This is a genomic window from Bradyrhizobium septentrionale, assembly GCF_011516645.4.
Taxonomy (GTDB): Bacteria; Pseudomonadota; Alphaproteobacteria; order Rhizobiales; family Xanthobacteraceae; genus Bradyrhizobium; species Bradyrhizobium septentrionale.
This window is the reverse complement of record NZ_CP088285.1, coordinates 3,091,954-3,110,969: the sequence shown is the minus strand read 5'-3', so window position 1 is coordinate 3,110,969 and position 19,016 is coordinate 3,091,954. Positions and strand designations below refer to the sequence as shown.

The following is a 19,016-nucleotide window of genomic DNA, read 5'->3' as shown; positions in this document are numbered from 1 at the left end:
GGAGCATGGCTGCTGCCCGCGGCGGCAAGGTGGCTTGAAAGGCCAAACCTGCCCGCCTACCCTGCGCCGCAAAATTGAGGAAACACGATGGCCCACGAAACCGCAACGCTCGCCGCCTACGTCGCCGACCTGAAATATGCCGACATCCCGCCGGCGGTGCTGGAGCGCGCCAAGGTTTTGACGCTGGATTTCCTGGGCAGCGCGATCCGCGCCCGCCGCGATGCGGAATCGACGCCCTCGCTGATGAAGATGCTGGAGGCGCTGGCGCTCGACGGCAAGGGCGAGGCCACCGTGTTCGGCGACACCAAGACCTGGACCCCGGCGGTCGCGGCGCTGCTCAACGGCGCGCTCGGCCATTCGCTCGACTTCGACGACACCCACGCCGATTCCTCGCTGCATCCGAGCGCGCCGGTGGTGCCCGCCGCCTTCGCCATCGGCGAGATGGTCGGCGCCTCCGGCCGCGACGTGCTGACCGCGATCGTCGCCGGTTATGAAGTGTGCTGCCGGCTCGGCAACGCGCTCGACCCGACCTCGCATTACGCCCGCGGCTTCCACCCGACCGCGACCGCCGGCACCTATGGCGCCGCGGCGGCGGCGGCCAAGCTGTTCGGCCTGTCGAAGGATCAGATCATCTCCGCGTTCGGCGTCTCCGGCAGCCAGGCTGCGGGCTCGCTGCAATTCCTGGTCAACGGCGCCTGGAACAAGCGCTACCAGGTCGGCGCCGCCGCGATGAACGGCGTGATCGCCGCGACTTTGGCACGCAACGATTTTGTCGGCTCGAGCGAGGCGATCGAAGGCAAGCACGGCCTCTTGGTCGGCTACAGCGACGATGCGCATCCGGACAAGGCGGTGGCGGGACTGGGCCACACCTACGAGACCCTGAAGATCGGCGTGAAGCCGTATCCGAGCTGCCGCTACACCCACGCCGCGATCGACGCGCTGATCGCGATGCGGCGCGAGCACAATCTGACCCCGGACCAGATCAAGAAGGTCGAGATCGGCCTGCACCGCAATGGCATCACGCTGACCGGCGACGCCGCCACCAAGCGCCACCCGACCTCGGTGGTCGGCGGCCAGTTCTCGATGTTCTTCACCGGCGCGATCGCGCTCGACCAGGGCCATTTCGGCTGGGACGATTACGACCGGCTCGGCGATAAGGCGATCGACGCGCTCGCCGACAAGTTCGACGTGGTGCAGGACGACCGCCTCGAGGTCGGCCGCACCCATCCGTTCGGTGCCCGCGTCTCGATCACCACCGATGACGGCGTGCATGAGCGCCTCTATGCCGATCCCTCCGGCGAGCCGACCTCGTTCCCCGACGCGCAGGCGATGCAGCAGAAGTTCCTGACGCTGGCCCGCCCGGTACTCGACAAGCGCGCCGACCAGCTCGCCGACGCGATCCTGACGCTGGAGCGGTTCGACCGCGTGGAGAAGGCGACGCAGTTGGGGCGGCAGTAGGGGCGGCGCTCGTCGTTGCAGCGCAAGCGCCACATCCACGGCTGTCGTCCCGGCCTAGGAGCTTGTCTGGATAGTCGCTGTTCAAATCTGGTCGGGTCTGATTCAACATTGGGCGATGAGCAAGTATTTTCGGCCTTGGAACATCGATCAGACGCTGCTTCTGCCGCCGAATGTGCAGGACTTCGTGCCGAAAGGCCATGTCTCGCGGTTTATGGTTGATCTGGTGCGGGAGAGCCTCGATCTCAGGGAGATCATGGGCAGCTATGTGAGCGGGCTTGGGCAGCCGCCGTTTGATCCGCGGATGATGGTGGCGCTGCTGCTGCATAGCTATGCGAGTGGGCTGTATTCGTCGCGTCGGATTGCCAAGGCCTGCCGGGAGCGGAACGATTTTGTGATGATCGTGGCGCTGGATGCGCCGGATTTTCGGACGATCAGCGACTTTCGCAAGCGACATTTGAAGGCGCTCGGCGCGCTATTCGTGCAGGTTCTGAAGTTGTGCGAGACGGCCGGGCTGGTCAAGCTCGGTCATGTCGCGCTGGATGGTACGAAGATCAAGGCGAACGCGTCGAAACACAAGGCGATGAGTTATGAGCGCATGAAGAAGCGCGAGGCGGAATTGAAGGCCGAGGTCGCTCGCATGCTGGCGGCCGCCGAGGCGGCGGATGCCTCGGAGGATGAGACTTTCGGCAACAGCGACGAACTGCCGGACTGGACCGTCGACAAGCAGAAACGGCTGGCGAAGATCCAGCAAGCGATGGCGGCGCTGGAAGCGGACGCCAAACTGGCGGCGGAGGAAGAGCGCCGCATCGAGGCCGAAAAGGAACAGCAGCGCCAGGCCGAAGGCCGCAAGAAGCCGGGCAAACCGGCGGCGCTGCCATCGGAGGAACCCAATCCCAAGGCGCAACGCAACTTCACCGATCCGGAAAGCCGCATCATGAAGTCGAAGGATGGCTTCGTTCAGGCCTATAATGCCCAGGCGGCCGTCGATGCACATGCCCAGATCATTGTCGCGCAAGAACTGACCCAGCACGGCAGCGATCAGGGCCAGTTGGTGCCCCTGATCGAGGCCATCGAGAGCAATCTTGGCCGCAAGCCGCGGCAGGCCTCAGCGGATTCCGGCTACTGCAGCGAAGCCAATCTCGAAGCGCTCGACACACGCAGCATCGATGGCTATGTCGCGCCCGGACGCGCCAAACACCCGACAGTAGCGAACGGAAAAGTCGGCGGCCCGCTGACACAGGCCATGCGAAAGAAGATCGACGATGGCGGCTTCGAAACACCCTACCGATTGCGAAAGCAAGTGGTGGAGCCGGTGTTCGGGCAGATCAAACAGGCAAGAGGCTTCCGCCAGTTCCTGTTGCGGGGCATCGAGAAAGTGCGCGCCGAGTGGACAATGATCTGCACCGTCCATAACCTCCTCAAGCTGTTCAACCTCGCAAACGCAGCCTGAGCCTGCTACTCTACAACAAATGCCCGTCACGAAAACATATCTGGACGGGCTCCTAGTGCGCAATTGCGCACGGGGGCCGGGACCCATGACCACAGGGTAGGGTTGTTGGAAACAGGCCGTGGCCCCAGCGTCACGCAACAATTGGCATTTGTGGTAATGGGTCCCCTGAGTTCACAAACGAAGTGCAACACTTCCTTGAGGAGGTGTTGCGATGGGGCGGAGTTACGAGCAGCTATCCCTGGACGAGCGATGCGAGATTGCCCGGCTTTCGGCCAATGGCAGCTCGGTCCGGCAAATCGCGGCAGCTCTGGATCGCTCGCCATCAACGATCTCTCGGGAGCTGAACCGCAATCGAGGGGTCCAGGTCGGCTACAAACCCGGCTATGCCCAGCAACAGATGCGAGCACGGCGCTGGACGGGCGTACGCCTCGAACGGGAGCCCGGCCTGCGCCGTGCGGTGTTGGAACGCCTGGGTCGGGGCTGGTCGCCCGAGCAGGTCGCCGGCCGGCTGGCCCGCGAACACGGCCGCAAGGTGATCTCCCACGAGACCATCTACCGCTTCATCTACGCCCAGATCCGACGCACCTCGGACTTCAGCTGGCGGCGTTATCTGCCGCGCGGCAAGAGCAAGCGCGGTTACCGCGGCAAGAAGGGCGGCAGTCCCGCAAGCTTCATTGAAGGCCGTGTTTCCTTGGATAAACGGCCTATCGAGGCCGACGATCGCAGCCCCCCCCGGTCATTGGGAAGCCGACCTGATGATGTTCTCCAAATACGGTCAGGCCATCCTGACTGTGCATGAGCGCACCTCGCGCCTGCTGCGCGGCATCCGCCTCGCCAGCAAGGTTGCGCGCGGCGTCGCCCGTCATCTCGTTCGCTTGTTCGCATCCCTGCCACAGGACCTGTGCCAGACCGTCACCTTCGACAATGGCACCGAGTTCGCCTGTCACACGGCGCTGCACCGCCTCGCGATCGAGACCTTCTTCTGCGATCCGCACGCGCCCTGGCAGAAGGGCGGCATCGAGAATGCGATCGGTCGAATGCGACGCTTCATCCCGCGCAAAACCGACCTCGCAACCCTCCCGACGCGCCGCTTCCATCAGTCCATCAACGCCTACAACAACACCCCGCGCAAATGCCTTGACTTCCAAACTCCCGCCGAGGCCTTCTCCCAAGTGTTGCACTTCGAGTGTGAATCCACCTCCCGGCCTTCGCCGGGACGACGATGGGGATGGGTCGCAATTCAAGGTGTCAAACAGCGCGGTGTCATCACCCGCGCATGCGGGTGATCCAGTATTCCAGAGAAAGGGATGCTTGAACCGAGAGGCCGCGGCGTACTGGATCGCCCGGTCGAGCCGGGCGATGACAGCTCAGGATGGGGACGCAGCTTCGCATTCTCGCGACATGATTCGTCTGAACTTTACTTGCTCACCTCACTGTCATTCCGGGGCTCGCGAAGCGAGAGCCCGGAATCCATTGAGCCGCATTACATGAGGAGAGATGGATTCCGGGCTCATGCTTCGCATGCCCCGGAATGACAACTCACTTAATCCGCGCCATCGATGATGACAAAATCCCCGTCCGAATATTTCTGCCGGATCGCTTTCGCGGCCTGATATTCGGGGCAGGTGTAGCATTCCATCGCGGTGGCGCGATCCTTGAACTCGATGACGAAGTTGCGCTGGCGGGTCGCGCCTTCCATCACCTCGTAGGGACCGTTGCGCACGATGAAGTTGGCGCCGTATTTCGCGAACACCGGCATCGCGGCGGCGAGATATTCGGGGTAACGGGCTTCGTCGTGAACCGTGACGTGCACGATCCAGTAGGCTTTCGGCATGATGATCTCCGGCTGAGGCGTTTCCTGAGGGAATTGCGGCGCATCTGGTGCGAGATGCGCCGCGGCATCAGAAAATTCCTCACGCGGAGATTCAAATCACGATCGCGCGGGTGTGTGACGAAAACGCTCTAGTCAATTGCCGCCCGCGAGCCGCGCGCCAGTGGACGTCGCTGTGACGACGTCACGGACCAGGTCGGACACACCGTCCGCCGCGGGCGGCATGTTCGGCGAGCGGCCGAGGCGGACGATGACGAGCCGCTGCGACGGCACGATAATCACATACTGCCCGATCGTGCCCTTGGCGAAGAAGGCGTCGCGCGGCCAGCCGTGCGCGACGCGGTAGTTTGCGCCAAAGCTGTCGCCGAGATTGGTCCAGAAGCCCGCGCCGATGCCGACCCAGGCATTCGCCGTCGGCGATGCCGAATATGTCACCCAGCCCTCGGGCAGGATGCGTTTTCCCCCGACGACACCGTCATTGAGGTAGAGCTGGCCGAGACGCGCCCAGTCGCGTGCGCTCGCCATCATCGCGCCCGATCCTTCCGGCGTGCCCGCAGCATCGAACTGCATCACGACATTGCGCATGCCGAGCGGACCGAACAATTCAGCCCGCGCGAACCGTATCACATCGGCGGCGTGGCCACCGGCCGCGTTGCGGATCAGATGCGAGAGGATGATGAAATTGCCGTCGTGATAATTCCACGCCTTGCCCGGCGCAGTCTCGAGCGGAATGCTCTCGGCGTACGCGGCCATGTCCGGCTCCATAAACTTCATCCGGTTGACCGGCTCGAGCGCGGAGGCCAGCGAGGCCTGCAGCGAGCTGCCGAGCGCGAGGCCCGCGGTGTGGCGCAGGAGCCGATCGACCGTGATCGCGTGGCGCGGATCCTTCGGATCCTGCCAGGCGGCGATCGGCACCGGCTGGTCGACCGCAAGCTTGCCGTCGCGCACCAAAATTCCGATCAAGGCCGAGATCACCGATTTGGTCACGGAGAAGCCGAGCAGCGGCGTATCGGTGCCGATGCCGTCGGCATAGCGCTCGGCGACGATGCGGCCATCCTTCATGACGACGACCGCGCGGGTGCGGCGGAACGGCGGCTCGGCCGGCTCCGCGAAGGCGCGATCCAGCGCGGCCGCGAGCTGCGGGGTCTGTGGTGCAACGATTGCGGGACCGGCGATCTCCGGCAGCAACGCGGCCTGCGGCCTCGAGGGCGGCAGCGGGCCATCGGCAAGCAGCGCACCATGGTCGAGCGTGCAGCCGAACCCCTCGCGATAGACTGCGTGGCTGCCGCCAAGCCCGAACAGTGTCACGGTGACGTCCTTGCGATCAAGGTCGACCTCGGTGTCCATCGCCCAGGTGATCAGGCCGGTTCCCGGCATCGCGTCCGTGGTCTCGGCCAGGTTTCGCCTGGGGTCGAGACCGCTGACGAAGGTCTCCGAGCAGACGATGTTCGCAACAAAACCGGTCGCGACCCTGGGCACATCGCGGGCGCGGGCGGCCGAGAGCGCCAGCGCGCCGAAGGCGGTGCTGGCAGCGAGAACAAGAAAGAGCTTTCGACGGGTCACGGGATCCTCCGGCAATGACGCGATGGGCGTGGCCGGGATCAGGCCGCAGGGGGCGCGAGAGCGCTCGCCGGATTTGGAAATGCGGCTGGCCGAGGATTGGCGACGGCTCGCCGATTCTGGAATTATCGCGTGATTACAATAGGCTGCGTAACAAGTCCCCTCTTCCCTTCTCCCCTTGTGGGAGAAGGTGGCGTGGTCCTAACCGGCTACATAGGTAACAGAATAGACCGGCGACATAGGTAACGGGTCAACTGATCGGCAAGGAGGAACTTGCCGATGGGGTGGATGGAGACCTGTGCTGTGGATGAACGGATGCGGTTTGTGGTGGCGGCACAAAAGCACGAGGAGTCGTTTGCGGCGGTGTGCCGGCGGTTCGGAGTGAGCCGTCGGGTGGGCTACAAATGGCTTGCACGGTTCGAGGAAGAAGGCGCGGCCGGACTGTTCGATCGTCCGCGAGCTCCGCTGCATCGTCCACAAAGCGTTGCGGAGAAGATCGCTGAGCGCTGCCTTGAGGTGCGTCGGGCGCATCCTAGCTGGGGGCCGATCAAGGTGCTGGCCTTTCTCGAACGGAAGTCACCTCGGACGGCATGGCCCGCGGCAAGCACGATCGGCGAGCTGTTCGATCGTGAGGGGCTGACGGTGAAGCGCAAGCTGCGCCGGCGCGGGCCGCCCTCGAGCGCGCCCTTTGCCGGTTGCGAGGCGGCCAACGACGTCTGGTGCATCGACTTCAAGGGCTGGTTCCTGACCGGGGACGGCATGCGCTGCGAACCGCTGACGCTCACCGATGCCTATAGCCGCTATCTGCTGCGCTGCCAGGCCTTGGCACGCACCGACACGGATCATGTCTGGCCTGTGCTGGACGCTGCGTTGCGCGAGTTTGGGTTGCCACTCTACATGCGCTCGGACAACGGCTCGCCGTTTGCCTCGCGCGGCGCCGGAGGATTGTCACGACTGTCGGTCAAGCTGATCAAAGCCGGCGTGACGCCGGAGCGCATTGCACCGGGCAAACCTCAGCAGAACGGCCGCCATGAGCGGATGCATCTGACGCTGCTGCAAGACGTTGCCAATCCGCCGGCTCCCACCATGCGCGAGCAGCTCAAGCGCTTGCACAGCTTCCAGCATCTCTACAACGAAGAGCGTCCTCACCAATCGCTCGACAACGCCACGCCAGCCGACCGTTACCAGGCCTCCTCGCGCCGCTTCGACGGTGTCTTGCGCAAGCCGGAATACGCTGACGGTCAGGACGTCCGCTCGGTCCGGCACAACGGAGAGATCAAGTGGTTGGGCAACACGATCTATATCAGCGAAGCGCTGATCGGTGAGCCCGTCGGCTTGGCCGAGGACCCGGACGGCTGGACCGTCAGCTATGGCCCGATCGTGCTCGGCACGATCGCCCATCGCGGTGACCAACTCCGCAGACCCAAACGCAAGGCAAAAGGCTGTGGACTTGAGGACAACGCTACGCGTTGCCCTCAGGGTCCACAGCCCCAACAACAGACCTGAACGAAACGAGAATTGTGTTACCCATGTCGTCGGTCTGAACCGTTACCCATGTCGCCGGTTGCTCAGCGTGGACGCAGTCCACGCCGGATGAGGGGTCTCTATCCGCGGAGAGAGACCCCTCACCCAGCGCCTGCGGCGCCACCCTCTCCCACAAGGGGAGAGGGTGCAGCGGAGCCCGTGGCAACCACTCACACCACGCTCGCCTTCAGCTTCCGGTACTCCGTCGGGGTCACGCCGGTGGTCGCCTTGAAGGCGCGGTTGAAGGGGCCGAGCGACTGGAAGCCGGCGTCCATCGCGATGGTGATGACGGGGACTTCAGCCTGGGTTGGATCGGCGAGCGCGGCCTTGGCCTCCTCGATCCGGTGATTGTTGAGGAAGACGCTGAAATTGCGGTAGCCGAGCCGCTGGTTGATCAGCCGCCGGAGACGATATTCGGGGATCTTCAGCCGGGTTGCCAGCGTGCCGATCGTGACGTTGTCGTGGCGATAGAGCCGCTCGTCCGCCATCAGCCGCATCAGGGCATCGACCAGTCTCTGGTCCGCCGCCTCCTCGACCGCGGCCGGCTTCGTCAGCACGACGGCCTCCGCCGGCACCGTGAAAAGGTCGGCGCCGTCGACGCGCATCATCGCCCAGGTGATTGCGGCCACGATCGCGGTGAGCACGGCCACGTTCAGCAAATTGGCCCATTCCACGGTCACGCGGCTGCCGGCATAGGCGATCTGAAGCAGCGCGTTCATGCCGCCGTACAGCGCAGATGCGGCGACGATGAAGACGCGGACGCGGCGGCGGCGCTCGACCAGATCTGCCGACCACGATCCGATGGTTTGCACCACCGCGAGCGCAACGAAGACGAGCGTGAGCGAATTGACCATGATGATCGCGACCCGCGCGTGACCGGCGGGTGCAATCCACATGCAATTGACGAAGCTGTAGGCCACGACCGCGGCCCAGATCAGACCGTGCCACCAGCGCAGCTGAAACGCGTCATCGAACAGCGCGCGCGTGAACAGCCAGAAGACCACGATATCGCCGGTCGAGAGCGCGATGAGTGGCGCGTGCCAGTCCGAGACCGGCGGCCCGGCACCAATCGACGCGGTCACCGCATGCGCGGCCGAACCAAGCGCGAAGGCGGCCGCAAGCCGCCCGGACAGCGCCTTGCGAAAATCAGTGAGCAGCAAGGCGGCAAGCACCAGCAGCAGCGCCACGCTGGCGCTGCGCAGGGAGAGTTCGAGTGCGGCCGATGTCATTGCCGGACAATCGTCGGTCGGACAAGGTTTTTCAAGATGGCTCGTGCTGCCAGCGCTGACGTGTCGTCACCCAGATATCGACCACATCGCCCTCGAGCTTGCCCGGCCCTTCGTTGACCGCACCGAGCCGCCGCGCCACGGCCTGCGAGGCGATATTGGCCGGATCGATGCAATGGATGATCCGGTCGACGGTGAAGTTGGTGAACACAAAGTCGATCGCGGCGCGCGCGGCTTCCACCGCATAGCCCTTTCCGCGATGTGCCTTGGCAATGCCCCAGCCGACCTCGAAGCCCGGCCATTCCGGTGGATAATATGGGCCGACCCGGCCGATGTAGCGGGCGGAGGATCTCTCCTCGACCGCGAACATGCCAAAGCCATGCAGCGCCCAATGGCCGGAGATGACGGCGGCATTGCGCCAGCCCTTCAGCTCCGAGGTGACCGGCTGGTGATCCGGCGTGATGAAGCGCGCCGTCTCGGGATCGGACAGCATCGCTGTGTTGTCGGCGATGTCGGACGCGCGCCACGGCCGCAGCCGCTCCGTCTCGATCGCGGGACCATCGACCTGCAACAGCTTTGCGCCCGGCCTGATCAGAGAAACCATCGCCTCCTCCAGTTTCCAAGTTTACGCTGTTATCACGCGTGCGCCCACGTCAGAAGTATTACGTCGTCCCGGCGAAAGCAGGGACCCATAACCACCGATGTGTGTTGCTAGCGAAGGCTGGGGCCCCAGCTTTGCGTATCAACTTACATTCCTGGTTATGGGTCCCGGCTCGCGCGGAGCCTGTCATCGGGCGGCGCTTCGCGCCGACCCGTTGGCTTGGCCGGGACGACGGATAGAGAGTATGATCGCGGCAAAAGAGAAGGAGACTTTCCATGAGCTGGCAGCCCTCGACCGATCCCGAACTCGGCGATCCCCAGACCTGCGACGCGCTGGATCTGATCATCGTGCCGCGCACCCGCGATCTCGGCGACGGCTTTGCGGTGCGGCGCGCGCTGCCGCATGGCAAGCGGCAGATGGTCGGGCCCTTCATCTTCTTCGACCATTTCGGGCCGGTGCAATTCCTCGCCGGCAAGGGCATGGACGTGCGGCCGCATCCGCATATCGGGCTCGCCACCGTCACCTATCTGTTCGACGGCAGCATCATGCACCGCGACAGTGAGGGCAACATCCAGGAGATCCAGCCCGGCGCCATGAACCTGATGACCGCGGGCCGCGGCATCGCGCATTCCGAGCGCACCCCCGACGTGCAGCGCCGCGACGGCCAGAAGATGCTGGGACTACAGAGCTGGATCGCGCTGCCGGCGGGCAAGGAAGAGATCGCGCCGTCGTTCCAGCATTATGGCGCGGGCGACCTGCCGATGATCTCCGAGCGCGACTTCACCGCGCGCGTGATCGCGGGCTCTGCCTTCGGCATCACTTCGCCGGTCAGCATGGTCTCGCCCTGGTTCTACACGGAGGTCACCGCACAGGCCGGCACCTCGGTGCCGCTGGACCCCGATCACGAGGAACGCGCGATCTACCTGGTCGACGGCGAGGTCGAGATCGCAGGCGACCGCCATGAGGGGCCGCGCCTCCTGATCTTCCGACCCGGCGACCGCATCACCGTGAAGACGCTGCGGCCGACCCGCATGATGTTCCTCGGCGGCGACGCCCTGGAAGGGCCGCGGCACATCTGGTGGAATTTCGTTTCGTCGTCCAAGGAGCGGATCGAGCAGGCCAAACAGGACTGGAAAACCGGGCGTTTCGCGCAGGTTCCGCACGAACACGAGTTCATTCCGCTGCCGGAGTGAGCTATTTCCTGTGATAGCCTCTGGCGCCCGCACGCCTCGTGCGGGCGCGCGTCTTTGCAAGCCACCTAGAAAGACCAAGCCGATGTCTGCGATGCTCTCAAGCGATTTGCCCCTGCCCCGGATCGGCCGCGGCAAGGTGCGCGATATCTACGCCGTCGGCGACGATCGGGTGCTGCTGCTCACCACCGACCGCATCTCGGCGTTCGACGTCGTGATGGCGGAAACCATTCCGATGAAGGGCGCGGTGCTGACCCAGATCAGCGCCTGGTGGTTCCGGCAACTCGAAGGCACCGTGCCGCATCACATGATCAGCGCCGATGCCGACGAGATCATTCGCGCGGTGCCTGAGCTCAAGAACCATCGCGCCGACATATTGGGGCGCGCGATGCTCTGCAAGCGCACCACCGTGTTCCCGGTCGAATGCGTGATCCGCGGCTACATCTCCGGCTCGGCGTGGAAGGAATACGCGGCCGACGGCACCCTTGCCGGCGAGAAGCTGCCGGCTGGCCTGGTCGAGAGCGAGAAGCTTGAGCCTTCGATCTTCAGCCCGGCGACCAAGGCCGAGGCCGGCCATGACGAGAACATCACGGTGGCGCGGGTGCGCGAGATCGTAGGCGCCGACGTTGCCGCGACGCTCGAGAAGATGGCGCGCGACGTCTACGGCTATGGCGAACAGACCAGCCGCGCCCGCGGCATCATCATCGCGGATACGAAGTTCGAGTTCGGGCGCGACAAGGACGGCCGCATCATCCTGATCGACGAGGTGATGACGCCGGATTCGTCGCGCTTCTGGGCGGTCGATGCCTACAAGCCGGGTCAGCCGCAGCCGAGCTTCGACAAGCAGCCGCTGCGCGACTATCTCGATGTCGAGCGCCACGCCGGCCGCTGGAACGGCGACGCGCCTGCCCCGCCGCTGCCGGCCAGCGTGGTGGACGCGACCAGCAAGCGCTACCTTGAGGCCTACCGCCGCGTGACGGGGACCGAGCTGAAGGTTTAGCTACCGTCCTCATATTCGATCTATCACCGTCACTTTTGATCTATCGCCGTCACCCTGAGGTGCTCGCGAAAGCGAGCCTCGAAGGGTCGACGGCCACCAGCGGGGCCGTGCATCCTTCGAGGCTCGCTCCGCTCCCACCTCAGGATGACGGGGAAAAGAACGGCGTGCGCCGCGACGTGCCGCCCTACGGAAATTGCGCTCGTGGTCGCGGGATTGCGCGTACCTCACCACTGGTGTCACTCTCCGGGCACAACAAGAACACCCAGGGAGCGCCCCATGTCCGAACCTGACTCCGTGCTCGTCGAGCGCGATGGTCCGGTGACCATCGTCTCGATCAACCGTCCGCATTGCCGCAACGCCGTCGACGGCGCCACTGCACGCAAACTGTATGACGCGTTCACAGCCTTCGACGCCGATGCGAGCGCGTCGGTCGCGGTGTTCACCGGCACCGGCGGCTATTTTTGTGCCGGCGCCGATTTGAAAGCGGTGGCGGCAGGCGACCCCAACAAGAAGCGCGAGATCGGCGGCCACAACACGATCGCGCCGATGGGACCGAGCCGGCTGCGGCTGTCGAAACCCGTGATCGCCGCGATCGAGGGCTTTGCAGTCGCCGGCGGCATGGAGCTCGCGCTATGGGCCGACATGCGCGTCGTCGCCGAGGACGCGACCTTCGGCGTGTTCTGCCGCCGCTTCGGCGTGCCGCTGATCGATCTCGGCACCATCCGCCTGCCGCGGCTGATCGGCCATTCGCAGGCGATCGATCTGATCCTAACCGGACGCCCTGTCGGCGGCGCCGAGGCGCATCGCATGGGGCTCGCCAATCGATTGGTGCCGAAGGGCGAGACGCGCGCGCACGCCATCGCGCTCGCCAAGGACATCGCCCGCTTTCCGCAAAACTGCATGCGCGCCGACCGCCTGTCGGCGCTGCGGCAGTGGGACCTCGACGAGGAAGAGGCGATCAGGAACGAGATGCGCGGCGGGCTCGATGTGATCGCCTCGGGCGAGACGCTGTCGGGCGCAACACGCTTCGCCTCCGGCGTCGGCCGTCACGGCGCCTTCGGCAAGGAATAGGATCATCTGTTCCGACGGATGCAAGGCGGCCTCTCCACGCAGCAGAGGCCGCAGCGCCTGCCGCGGGCGTGAAGCCGATTCAGCCGAACGATCAGCACGTTGCGCCGCGCGCGCGGGAAGTGTGACCACGCCGTAGGACAAGATCACATGCTGCCATGAGAAGCTTTGCCGATTTTTAACCTGACAACCCGCTCGCCGAATTGCATCGTTGAGATGACACAATCCCGGGGCGGCGACTGTCATGGAGCGGCTTATTGAAGTAAGAAGGCGGAGCGAAATATTTTCGCCAGCCTTCGATTTCAAAATGTTTCTTCGTTTCGCAAAAAAAATATCTTCGCTACGGACAACGCGCGCACTATCTCAGATCAAGATCGTCGAATTGCCTCGCCTCGGCGCAATCACCGGCGATGCGATGTCCGAGCGACCGGATGTTCTGCGGGATGTTTCAGCGACGGCGCTGGAACACATGCAGCGCTGTTTGCCGCAATCCTGGTCAGGGCTGACCCGCGCGGATCTTTTATACGTATTCGCCTCAACTGCGGCGCATAATCTCAGGCCCTACGGCAAAGGATGTCCGTCGCAGGACTACAGTGAGCTGCTGCGCTCGGAGCATCTCGACTGCTCGAACTACGGCCTGCTGACCTATTATTTTTCACGTCTTCTCCTCGGCGAAGCAGATCGCAGGCCGCTCTCCTTTGTCGGATGGGACGGAGGCGCCGTCGGAAATCATCAGATGCTGTTCGTGAGCGAGCCCGGCAAGACGCCGCATCTGGCAATCGATCCGACCCTGGGCATCGCCTGCATCGCGAGCTTTGACGATATCGCATCGGGCAAGCCGGTTCCGCCTGATGCGATCGCGATCATCGGCGCGACGGAACAACTCAGCGCTTCAAGAGTTGCCTTCATTACGGCACTGCTGGAGGGGCAATTCCGACCATCCGATCTCCTGTACTATTTCCCGACGGTCGAGGACTATCTCACGCGGTACGGCAACCCGTTCGATTGGCCGACGCCGGCCATTTCCATTCTGCGAAACCGGCATTCCGGAGATCGTTGAGGCAGCGGGCCGCCGATGCATAGCGTCATTCAGACCAGATCGCACAGCATTCTCGTTCTCTACGACCCGAATGCCCTGGCCACCGAATTCGTCCGTCAGCACCTGATGGCGATCCAGCGCCATTCGAGGCATGACGTGGCCTATGCCGCCGCGACGTTCGATTGCAAGGCCGACTTTCCACTCGAATTGTTCGATGCGCTTGTCATTCATTTTTCGGTGCGCATGCCGTTCGAAACGATGTCGCCCTCGTTCGTAGAACTGGTGTCCAGGTTCAGCGGACCCAAGGTGCTGCTGATCCAGGACGAATACGACATGCCGCGGAAGGCGTGCGCCTTGATCAGGAAGCTCGGCGTCGACACGATCTTCACGACCGTGCCCAAACCGTTTGTCGAAAAGTTCTATCCGCCCGACGAACTGCCGAACGTGAGGTTCAGATCCTGCCTGACGGGCTATGTTCCCGACGAACTGCCGTTCGAGTTGGCCACGCCGCTGGCGGAACGACGCCTCTGGCTCGCTTACCGTGGAAGAAGGCTGCCGATCTGGTACGGGCAATTGGGATTCGAAAAATCCACCATCGCGCAGCGGATGAAGGCTGAATGCGCCGCTCGGAATGTCCCCCACGACATCGAATGGGAGGAAGACAAGCGGGTCAACGGCTCCGCCTGGTTCACCTTCATGACAGACACGAGAGCCATGCTCGGGACCGAGAGTGGCGCCAATATCATGGACGCATGGGGTGATATTCGCAGCGGTGTCCTGGCGATGGCGAAGGAGCAGCCGGATCTCAGCGATGACGAGCTTTACCGGCGCGTCGTCGCTCCGCATGAAAACAATGTCAGCATGGGCCAGATGAGCCCGAAGATCTTCGAGGCGATTGGACTGAAGACCGGGCTGGTGTTGTTCGAGGGATCCTACTCCAACGTGATCAAGCCCGACGAACACTACATTCCGCTCCGGAAGGACTACAGGAATCTGGATGACGTGCTGAAGCGGCTCGCCGACGTGCCTAGCCTGCAAAAAATGGTCGATCGCGCCTATCACGACGTCATTCTAGGCGGCGCGTACGGCTACCACCGATTTGTCAGCGACATCGACGAGGCGATCGAGCAAGCCAGCACGCTTGGTCCACCGCGCGAGCGGCGGCCGACATTCGCGCTGGTGCGTATCGATGCGCAACAACAGAGCTGGTCGGCAGTGACCCCGCATTTGCCTCTCACCGCACCGATCGAGCTCCGTTCGCCACCGCCGCCGCCTCGCCTTCTCACAGGCAGGGCGCGCGACCTCTGGCTTTTGGTGCCGGAAAAAGTGAGGACGCCCTTGTCAGCGCTGCTCGGGCCCTCGGCCAGGCGCATCAAAGCGCGCTATCGGCAATGAAGCGCAGGTTGCTTCGCGCCCGATAGGCCACGCACTGATCTTCCACGATAGCCACGGCAATGCAGCCGCCGGGCTTTCGCGTGCGCGCGTTAGGAACCCGTCGTCACAAAAAACTGCTGTCGTCCTGCGCCGCGCTCGTCTACGACTGACCGCGAAATTTCAGGATATTCTTCAACGTGATTGGTCGATCGGCTTATTACGGCTCGCGGGCGCGGCGGGCCATGCACGACGTGCTCGGCGGGAGCGCGGCCAGTGTGCTCGGCATCACGTTCGGCCTGTCCTACGCGCTATTGATCTTCGCCGGGCCATTGTCGCCCTATCTGTCGTACGGCGTCGCGGCGACTTTCATCTCCTCGGCCGTGCTCGCGACATTCATTGCGCTTGGCAGCTCGCTGCCGTTCGCAGTCGGCGGCCCCGACACCTCCACCGCCGCGGTGACGGGAATCCTGATGGCCTCGCTGGTCGAGCGCATCGGTGCCGCCAATCCGGCGGCGCCGCTGCTCGGGCCCGCGCTGATCACGCTCGGACTCTCGACCATCATCACCGGCCTGACGCTGTGCGGCCTCGGCCTGACGCGGATGGGCCGCGCGATCCGCTACGTCCCCTATCCCGTGGTCGGCGGCTTCCTCGGCGCGACCGGCCTGTTGATTGTGCTGGGTGCGGTCAGGGTGATTACCGGTTACCCCGTGCAGCACGACACCCTGTTCCGCTTCACGAATGTGATCACGATTTCCGAGCTCAGCGCCGCCTGCGCGATGGCGCTGGTGTTGTATCTGACCTGGCATCGCTCGCGCACACCGTTTGGCCTGCCGATCATCCTGGTCGGCGGCGTGATCGCGGCGCATCTCGCGTTCTGGATCATCGGGCTCACGCCCGAGGAAGCGCATCTGACCGGCTGGACCTTCGCGCCGCCGCCGGCATCGACCTTCATGCTGCCGTGGCACATGGCCGAGCTTGGGCATTATCCGTGGTCAACAGTGCCGGACCTGCTCGGCAACCTGATCGCCGTCGTCTTCGTCACGGCGGCGAGCACATTGTTCAACACCACCGGCATCGAGGTCGCGGTGCATCGCGAGGCCAATCTCGAGCGCGAGCTCAACATCACCGGCTTCGCCAACATCCTGACCGGCGCGCTGGCCGGCTATGCCGGCTGCATCTCGGTGAGCCGCTCGATCCTCAATTTCTCCAGCGGCGGGCGGGGCCGGCTGTCGGGGCTGACGGTTGCGGCCATCTCGCTTCTGATGCTGGCGGTGGCGCCGCAGCTGCTCGGCTACATGCCGAAATTCGTGCTCGGCGGGCTGCTGCTCTATCTCGGCGCCGACCAGCTGCACAAATGGATGATCGAATCGCGCAAACGGCTGTCGCAGACCGAATATGTGTCGCTGCTGGCGATCATCGTCATCATCGTGGCCTGGGGATTCGTGCCCGGCATCCTGATCGGCGTCATCATCGGCTGCGCCACCTTTGCGCTCAGCGCGGCGCGGGTCGAGGCGATTAAATACGGCTTTGACGGCTCGGAATATCGCAGCTCACTGGATCGCTCGCGCGACGACCAGGAGGTATTGCTGGCCCATGGCGGCAAGATCCAGGGGGTGACCCTGCAGAGCTATTTGTTCTTCGGCTCCGCCAACCGACTGTACCAGCACGTCAAGACGCTGCTGCGCGAGCACCCGGAGTGCCGCTATCTGCTGTTCGACTTCAAGCTCGTCACCGGCATCGATTCATCGGCGGCCTACAGCTTTGCGCAGATCAAGCGCAGCGCGCATGAGGTCGGCGTCGAACTGGTGCTGGTGCATCTCACGGCCAAGGCCGAGCAGGTGCTGCGCTCCAGCGATTTCATCACCGAGGGCGTTACCATGATCGACGAGCTCGATCGCGCGCTGGAGTGGAGCGAGAACCAGATCATCGGACAACACCAAGAGCTTGCACAGGAGGAAGCCGATCTGCGCGGCTGGTTCACGGCGATGCTCGACAGCCAGGACGACGCCGACACGCTGATCCGGCGCTGCCAGCGCATCGAGGTCGACGCCGGCGAGATCATCGTGCACGCCGGCGACGCCGCCGATTCCATGCACTTCATCCTCGATGGCCGCCTCGGCATCATGGTGCCGGCCGAGGACGGCCGCACCACGCGGGTGCGCAGCCTCGGCCGCTACACCACGATCGGCGAGATGGGCCTCGTCGCGCACACCCCGCGCAGCGCGACCATCCAGGCCGAGACGGCAAGCGTGCTCTATGTGCTGAACACCCACCAGTTCGCGGCGATCCGCGACGAGGACTCTGAGCTCAGCCACAAGCTCCTGACCTATTTCGTGTCAGTGATGGCGGAACGGCTAACCTTCGCCAACCGCACCATCGCGGTGCTGCGAAGATAGCGAGTGACCTGGCGAGTTTCGCTGCCGGCCACGGCGGGACTCGGCTCCCTCTCTCGCTCGCGGGGAGGGTTCGGGTGGGGGTTTCACCACGAGTCGCCCAGTGGAGAGAGCCCCCACCCGCACCGCGCCTTCGACGCGATGCGACCTCCCCCGCAAGCGCAGGGCTATCGCATATGGGCCAGGGCTTTGAGGAGGTAGTCGTCGTTCCATGCGCATTTTTTGATGCGGTGGCTGATAGGGACCTTCGGCGGGTCGGTCATCTGCAGGATATTTTTTGCGATTCGCTTGAGGATGGCGATGTTGGCAGGTGCGTGGTCCTTGCGAGCTCGGTTCATATCCTCGGCGAGATGAACATCAAGCATCCAGTGCAGGCCGTTCTCGACCTGCCAATGGGCTCGCGTGATGTCGAGGGCCTGCTGCGGCGAGAACACGCGCGAGGTCATGAACAAGCGCGTCAGCGGCTCGGACCGATCACGCCGGGAAGTGATCCGGATGATGGCGGCATGGCCGGGCATCAGCGCGGTCTCGACCGGCACCACCTCAGCTTTCCGCCATTCGTCGCGGCCATGACCGCGTTCCGTCTGCTCGACAACCGGTGGCGAGGGCGCTCGTGCCAGCAGGCTCTCGGCTTCCTTGTGCCAGTGACCACGGTTGCCTTTCAGCGCCAGCACATAGTCCGCATTCTGTTCGACGACCGCCTCGGCCATCCGGCGATGGCAATGCAGCGCGTCGGCCGTGACGATCTTGTCAGTCAGATCAATCAGCGCGATCACCTTCAGGGCGGCCTCAATCTCGTTCTCGGCCGCCGTCGGCGACGCGGCCGCAAGGCAAAGCCGGGTTTGCGTGGCGAAGGCCGAGACCGTCAGCGGCGGATAGGCCTGCTGGCCTTGTTCATAGGCGCGCCGCAAGGCCTTGCCGTCGAGCGCGACCACCTCGTCTGGCGTGGCCACAGTCGTGCCGCTGGATTCGCCGAGCGCCCGGGCAAAACCCGCGGCAAACGACGCAAAAGCCTGCTCGAACGCCCGCGGATCCAGCAGCCGCAAAAGCCGCGAGAAAGTATCGTGGCTGGGGGCCACGTCGTAATCGATCAGGCGAGACAGCACAGCCCTGCGGGTCTCCGCGAACAACGCAAATTCGGTTGCTGTCGCGGCCCCGCACAGGCTCGCGGCGACCATCATCACGATCAGGTCGCCCAACCGATGCGTCGCGTTTCCGGCTCGGGGGTCGGGAACCGATCCAAAACAGGTTTCCAGGCAGATGGCCGTTTCTCCTTCGAAAAACTGCCTCCCTCAAGAATCC

The 19,016-nt window shown here is 64.1% G+C and carries 14 protein-coding genes and 1 pseudogene; 10 read left to right on the top strand and 5 right to left on the bottom strand.

What is annotated here, in order from left to right:
• The first annotated feature begins 87 nt into the window (after positions 1-87).
• The 3 genes and pseudogenes from HAP48_RS16500 to HAP48_RS50745 form a co-directional block, all read left to right on the top strand.
• A complete protein-coding gene (locus tag HAP48_RS16500) occupies positions 88-1,458 on the top strand; it encodes an MmgE/PrpD family protein (protein ID WP_166212580.1) in 1,371 nt (456 codons plus the stop codon).
• Positions 1,459-1,573: 115 nt separating this feature from the next.
• Complete coding sequence (locus HAP48_RS16495; RefSeq protein WP_166202952.1) at positions 1,574-2,908, top strand: IS1182 family transposase; 1,335 nt, start codon at positions 1,574-1,576, stop codon at positions 2,906-2,908.
• A 211-nt stretch (positions 2,909-3,119) separates the two neighbouring features.
• Positions 3,120-4,107, top strand: a pseudogene (locus tag HAP48_RS50745) (IS30 family transposase); the annotation flags it as partial.
• Positions 4,108-4,451: 344 nt separating this feature from the next.
• Here HAP48_RS50745 and HAP48_RS16485 read toward each other — a convergent pair.
• Both HAP48_RS16485 and HAP48_RS16480 read right to left on the bottom strand, forming a co-directional pair.
• Positions 4,452-4,742 (bottom strand): DUF1330 domain-containing protein, encoded by a 291-nt coding sequence (locus HAP48_RS16485; RefSeq protein ID WP_166212583.1) that lies wholly within the window; start codon positions 4,740-4,742, stop codon positions 4,452-4,454.
• Positions 4,743-4,874: 132 nt separating this feature from the next.
• Positions 4,875-6,302 carry a serine hydrolase domain-containing protein gene (locus tag HAP48_RS16480; RefSeq protein WP_166212586.1) on the bottom strand — a complete coding sequence of 476 codons (1,428 nt, stop codon included), beginning with the start codon at positions 6,300-6,302 and terminating at the stop codon, positions 4,875-4,877.
• A gap of 276 nt (positions 6,303-6,578) precedes the next feature.
• Here HAP48_RS16480 and HAP48_RS16475 point away from each other — a divergent pair, with 276 nt between their 5' ends.
• Entirely contained in the window at positions 6,579-7,805 is a 1,227-nt protein-coding gene (locus tag HAP48_RS16475) for an integrase core domain-containing protein (RefSeq protein ID WP_420869824.1), read from the top strand.
• Between the two features lie 188 nt (positions 7,806-7,993).
• Here the strand turns inward: HAP48_RS16475 and HAP48_RS16470 are convergent, their stop codons facing one another.
• Together HAP48_RS16470 and HAP48_RS16465 are read right to left on the bottom strand one after the other, a co-directional pair.
• Positions 7,994-9,052: a helix-turn-helix domain-containing protein gene (locus HAP48_RS16470; protein WP_166212589.1), complete on the bottom strand. Its 1,059-nt coding sequence runs from the start codon at positions 9,050-9,052 to the stop codon at positions 7,994-7,996.
• Between the two features lie 31 nt (positions 9,053-9,083).
• Complete coding sequence (locus HAP48_RS16465; protein ID WP_166212592.1) at positions 9,084-9,653, bottom strand: GNAT family N-acetyltransferase; 570 nt, start codon at positions 9,651-9,653, stop codon at positions 9,084-9,086.
• Positions 9,654-9,925: 272 nt separating this feature from the next.
• Between HAP48_RS16465 and HAP48_RS16460 the strand changes: the two genes are divergently transcribed.
• From HAP48_RS16460 to HAP48_RS16435, 6 genes are all read left to right on the top strand, one after another.
• Entirely contained in the window at positions 9,926-10,843 is a 918-nt protein-coding gene (locus HAP48_RS16460; protein ID WP_166212595.1) for a pirin family protein, read from the top strand.
• Positions 10,844-10,925: 82 nt separating this feature from the next.
• On the top strand, positions 10,926-11,840 hold the full coding sequence (locus HAP48_RS16455) for a phosphoribosylaminoimidazolesuccinocarboxamide synthase (protein ID WP_166212598.1): 915 nt from the start codon (positions 10,926-10,928) through the stop codon (positions 11,838-11,840).
• A gap of 276 nt (positions 11,841-12,116) precedes the next feature.
• A complete protein-coding gene (locus HAP48_RS16450; protein ID WP_166212601.1) occupies positions 12,117-12,911 on the top strand; it encodes a crotonase/enoyl-CoA hydratase family protein in 795 nt (264 codons plus the stop codon).
• A gap of 241 nt (positions 12,912-13,152) precedes the next feature.
• Positions 13,153-13,968, top strand: coding sequence for a hypothetical protein (locus HAP48_RS16445; RefSeq protein WP_166212604.1), 816 nt, complete (start codon positions 13,153-13,155; stop codon positions 13,966-13,968).
• A 15-nt stretch (positions 13,969-13,983) separates the two neighbouring features.
• Complete coding sequence (locus HAP48_RS16440) at positions 13,984-15,342, top strand: hypothetical protein (protein WP_166212607.1); 1,359 nt, start codon at positions 13,984-13,986, stop codon at positions 15,340-15,342.
• A gap of 221 nt (positions 15,343-15,563) precedes the next feature.
• On the top strand, positions 15,564-17,717 hold the full coding sequence (locus tag HAP48_RS16435) for an SLC26A/SulP transporter family protein (RefSeq protein WP_166216337.1): 2,154 nt from the start codon (positions 15,564-15,566) through the stop codon (positions 17,715-17,717).
• Between the two features lie 164 nt (positions 17,718-17,881).
• Here the strand turns inward: HAP48_RS16435 and HAP48_RS16430 are convergent, their stop codons facing one another.
• On the bottom strand, positions 17,882-18,970 hold the full coding sequence (locus HAP48_RS16430; RefSeq protein WP_210292854.1) for an ISAs1 family transposase: 1,089 nt from the start codon (positions 18,968-18,970) through the stop codon (positions 17,882-17,884).
• Positions 18,971-19,016: the final 46 nt, after the last annotated feature.

Excerpts from the sequence above, each read along its gene's own strand:
- HAP48_RS16500 (WP_166212580.1), top strand. The coding sequence starts at position 88 with ATGGCCCACGAAACCGCAACGCTCGCCGCCTACGTCGCCGACCTGAAA.
- HAP48_RS16495 (WP_166202952.1), top strand. The coding sequence starts at position 1,574 with ATGAGCAAGTATTTTCGGCCTTGGAACATCGATCAGACGCTGCTTCTG.
- HAP48_RS16485 (WP_166212583.1), bottom strand. The coding sequence starts at position 4,742 with ATGCCGAAAGCCTACTGGATCGTGCACGTCACGGTTCACGACGAAGCC.
- HAP48_RS16475 (WP_420869824.1), top strand. The coding sequence starts at position 6,579 with ATGGGGTGGATGGAGACCTGTGCTGTGGATGAACGGATGCGGTTTGTG.
- HAP48_RS16470 (WP_166212589.1), bottom strand. The coding sequence starts at position 9,052 with ATGACATCGGCCGCACTCGAACTCTCCCTGCGCAGCGCCAGCGTGGCG.
- HAP48_RS16465 (WP_166212592.1), bottom strand. The coding sequence starts at position 9,653 with ATGGTTTCTCTGATCAGGCCGGGCGCAAAGCTGTTGCAGGTCGATGGT.
- HAP48_RS16460 (WP_166212595.1), top strand. The coding sequence starts at position 9,926 with ATGAGCTGGCAGCCCTCGACCGATCCCGAACTCGGCGATCCCCAGACC.
- HAP48_RS16455 (WP_166212598.1), top strand. The coding sequence starts at position 10,926 with ATGTCTGCGATGCTCTCAAGCGATTTGCCCCTGCCCCGGATCGGCCGC.
- HAP48_RS16450 (WP_166212601.1), top strand. The coding sequence starts at position 12,117 with ATGTCCGAACCTGACTCCGTGCTCGTCGAGCGCGATGGTCCGGTGACC.
- HAP48_RS16445 (WP_166212604.1), top strand. The coding sequence starts at position 13,153 with ATGGAGCGGCTTATTGAAGTAAGAAGGCGGAGCGAAATATTTTCGCCA.
- HAP48_RS16440 (WP_166212607.1), top strand. The coding sequence starts at position 13,984 with ATGCATAGCGTCATTCAGACCAGATCGCACAGCATTCTCGTTCTCTAC.
- HAP48_RS16435 (WP_166216337.1), top strand. The coding sequence starts at position 15,564 with ATGCACGACGTGCTCGGCGGGAGCGCGGCCAGTGTGCTCGGCATCACG.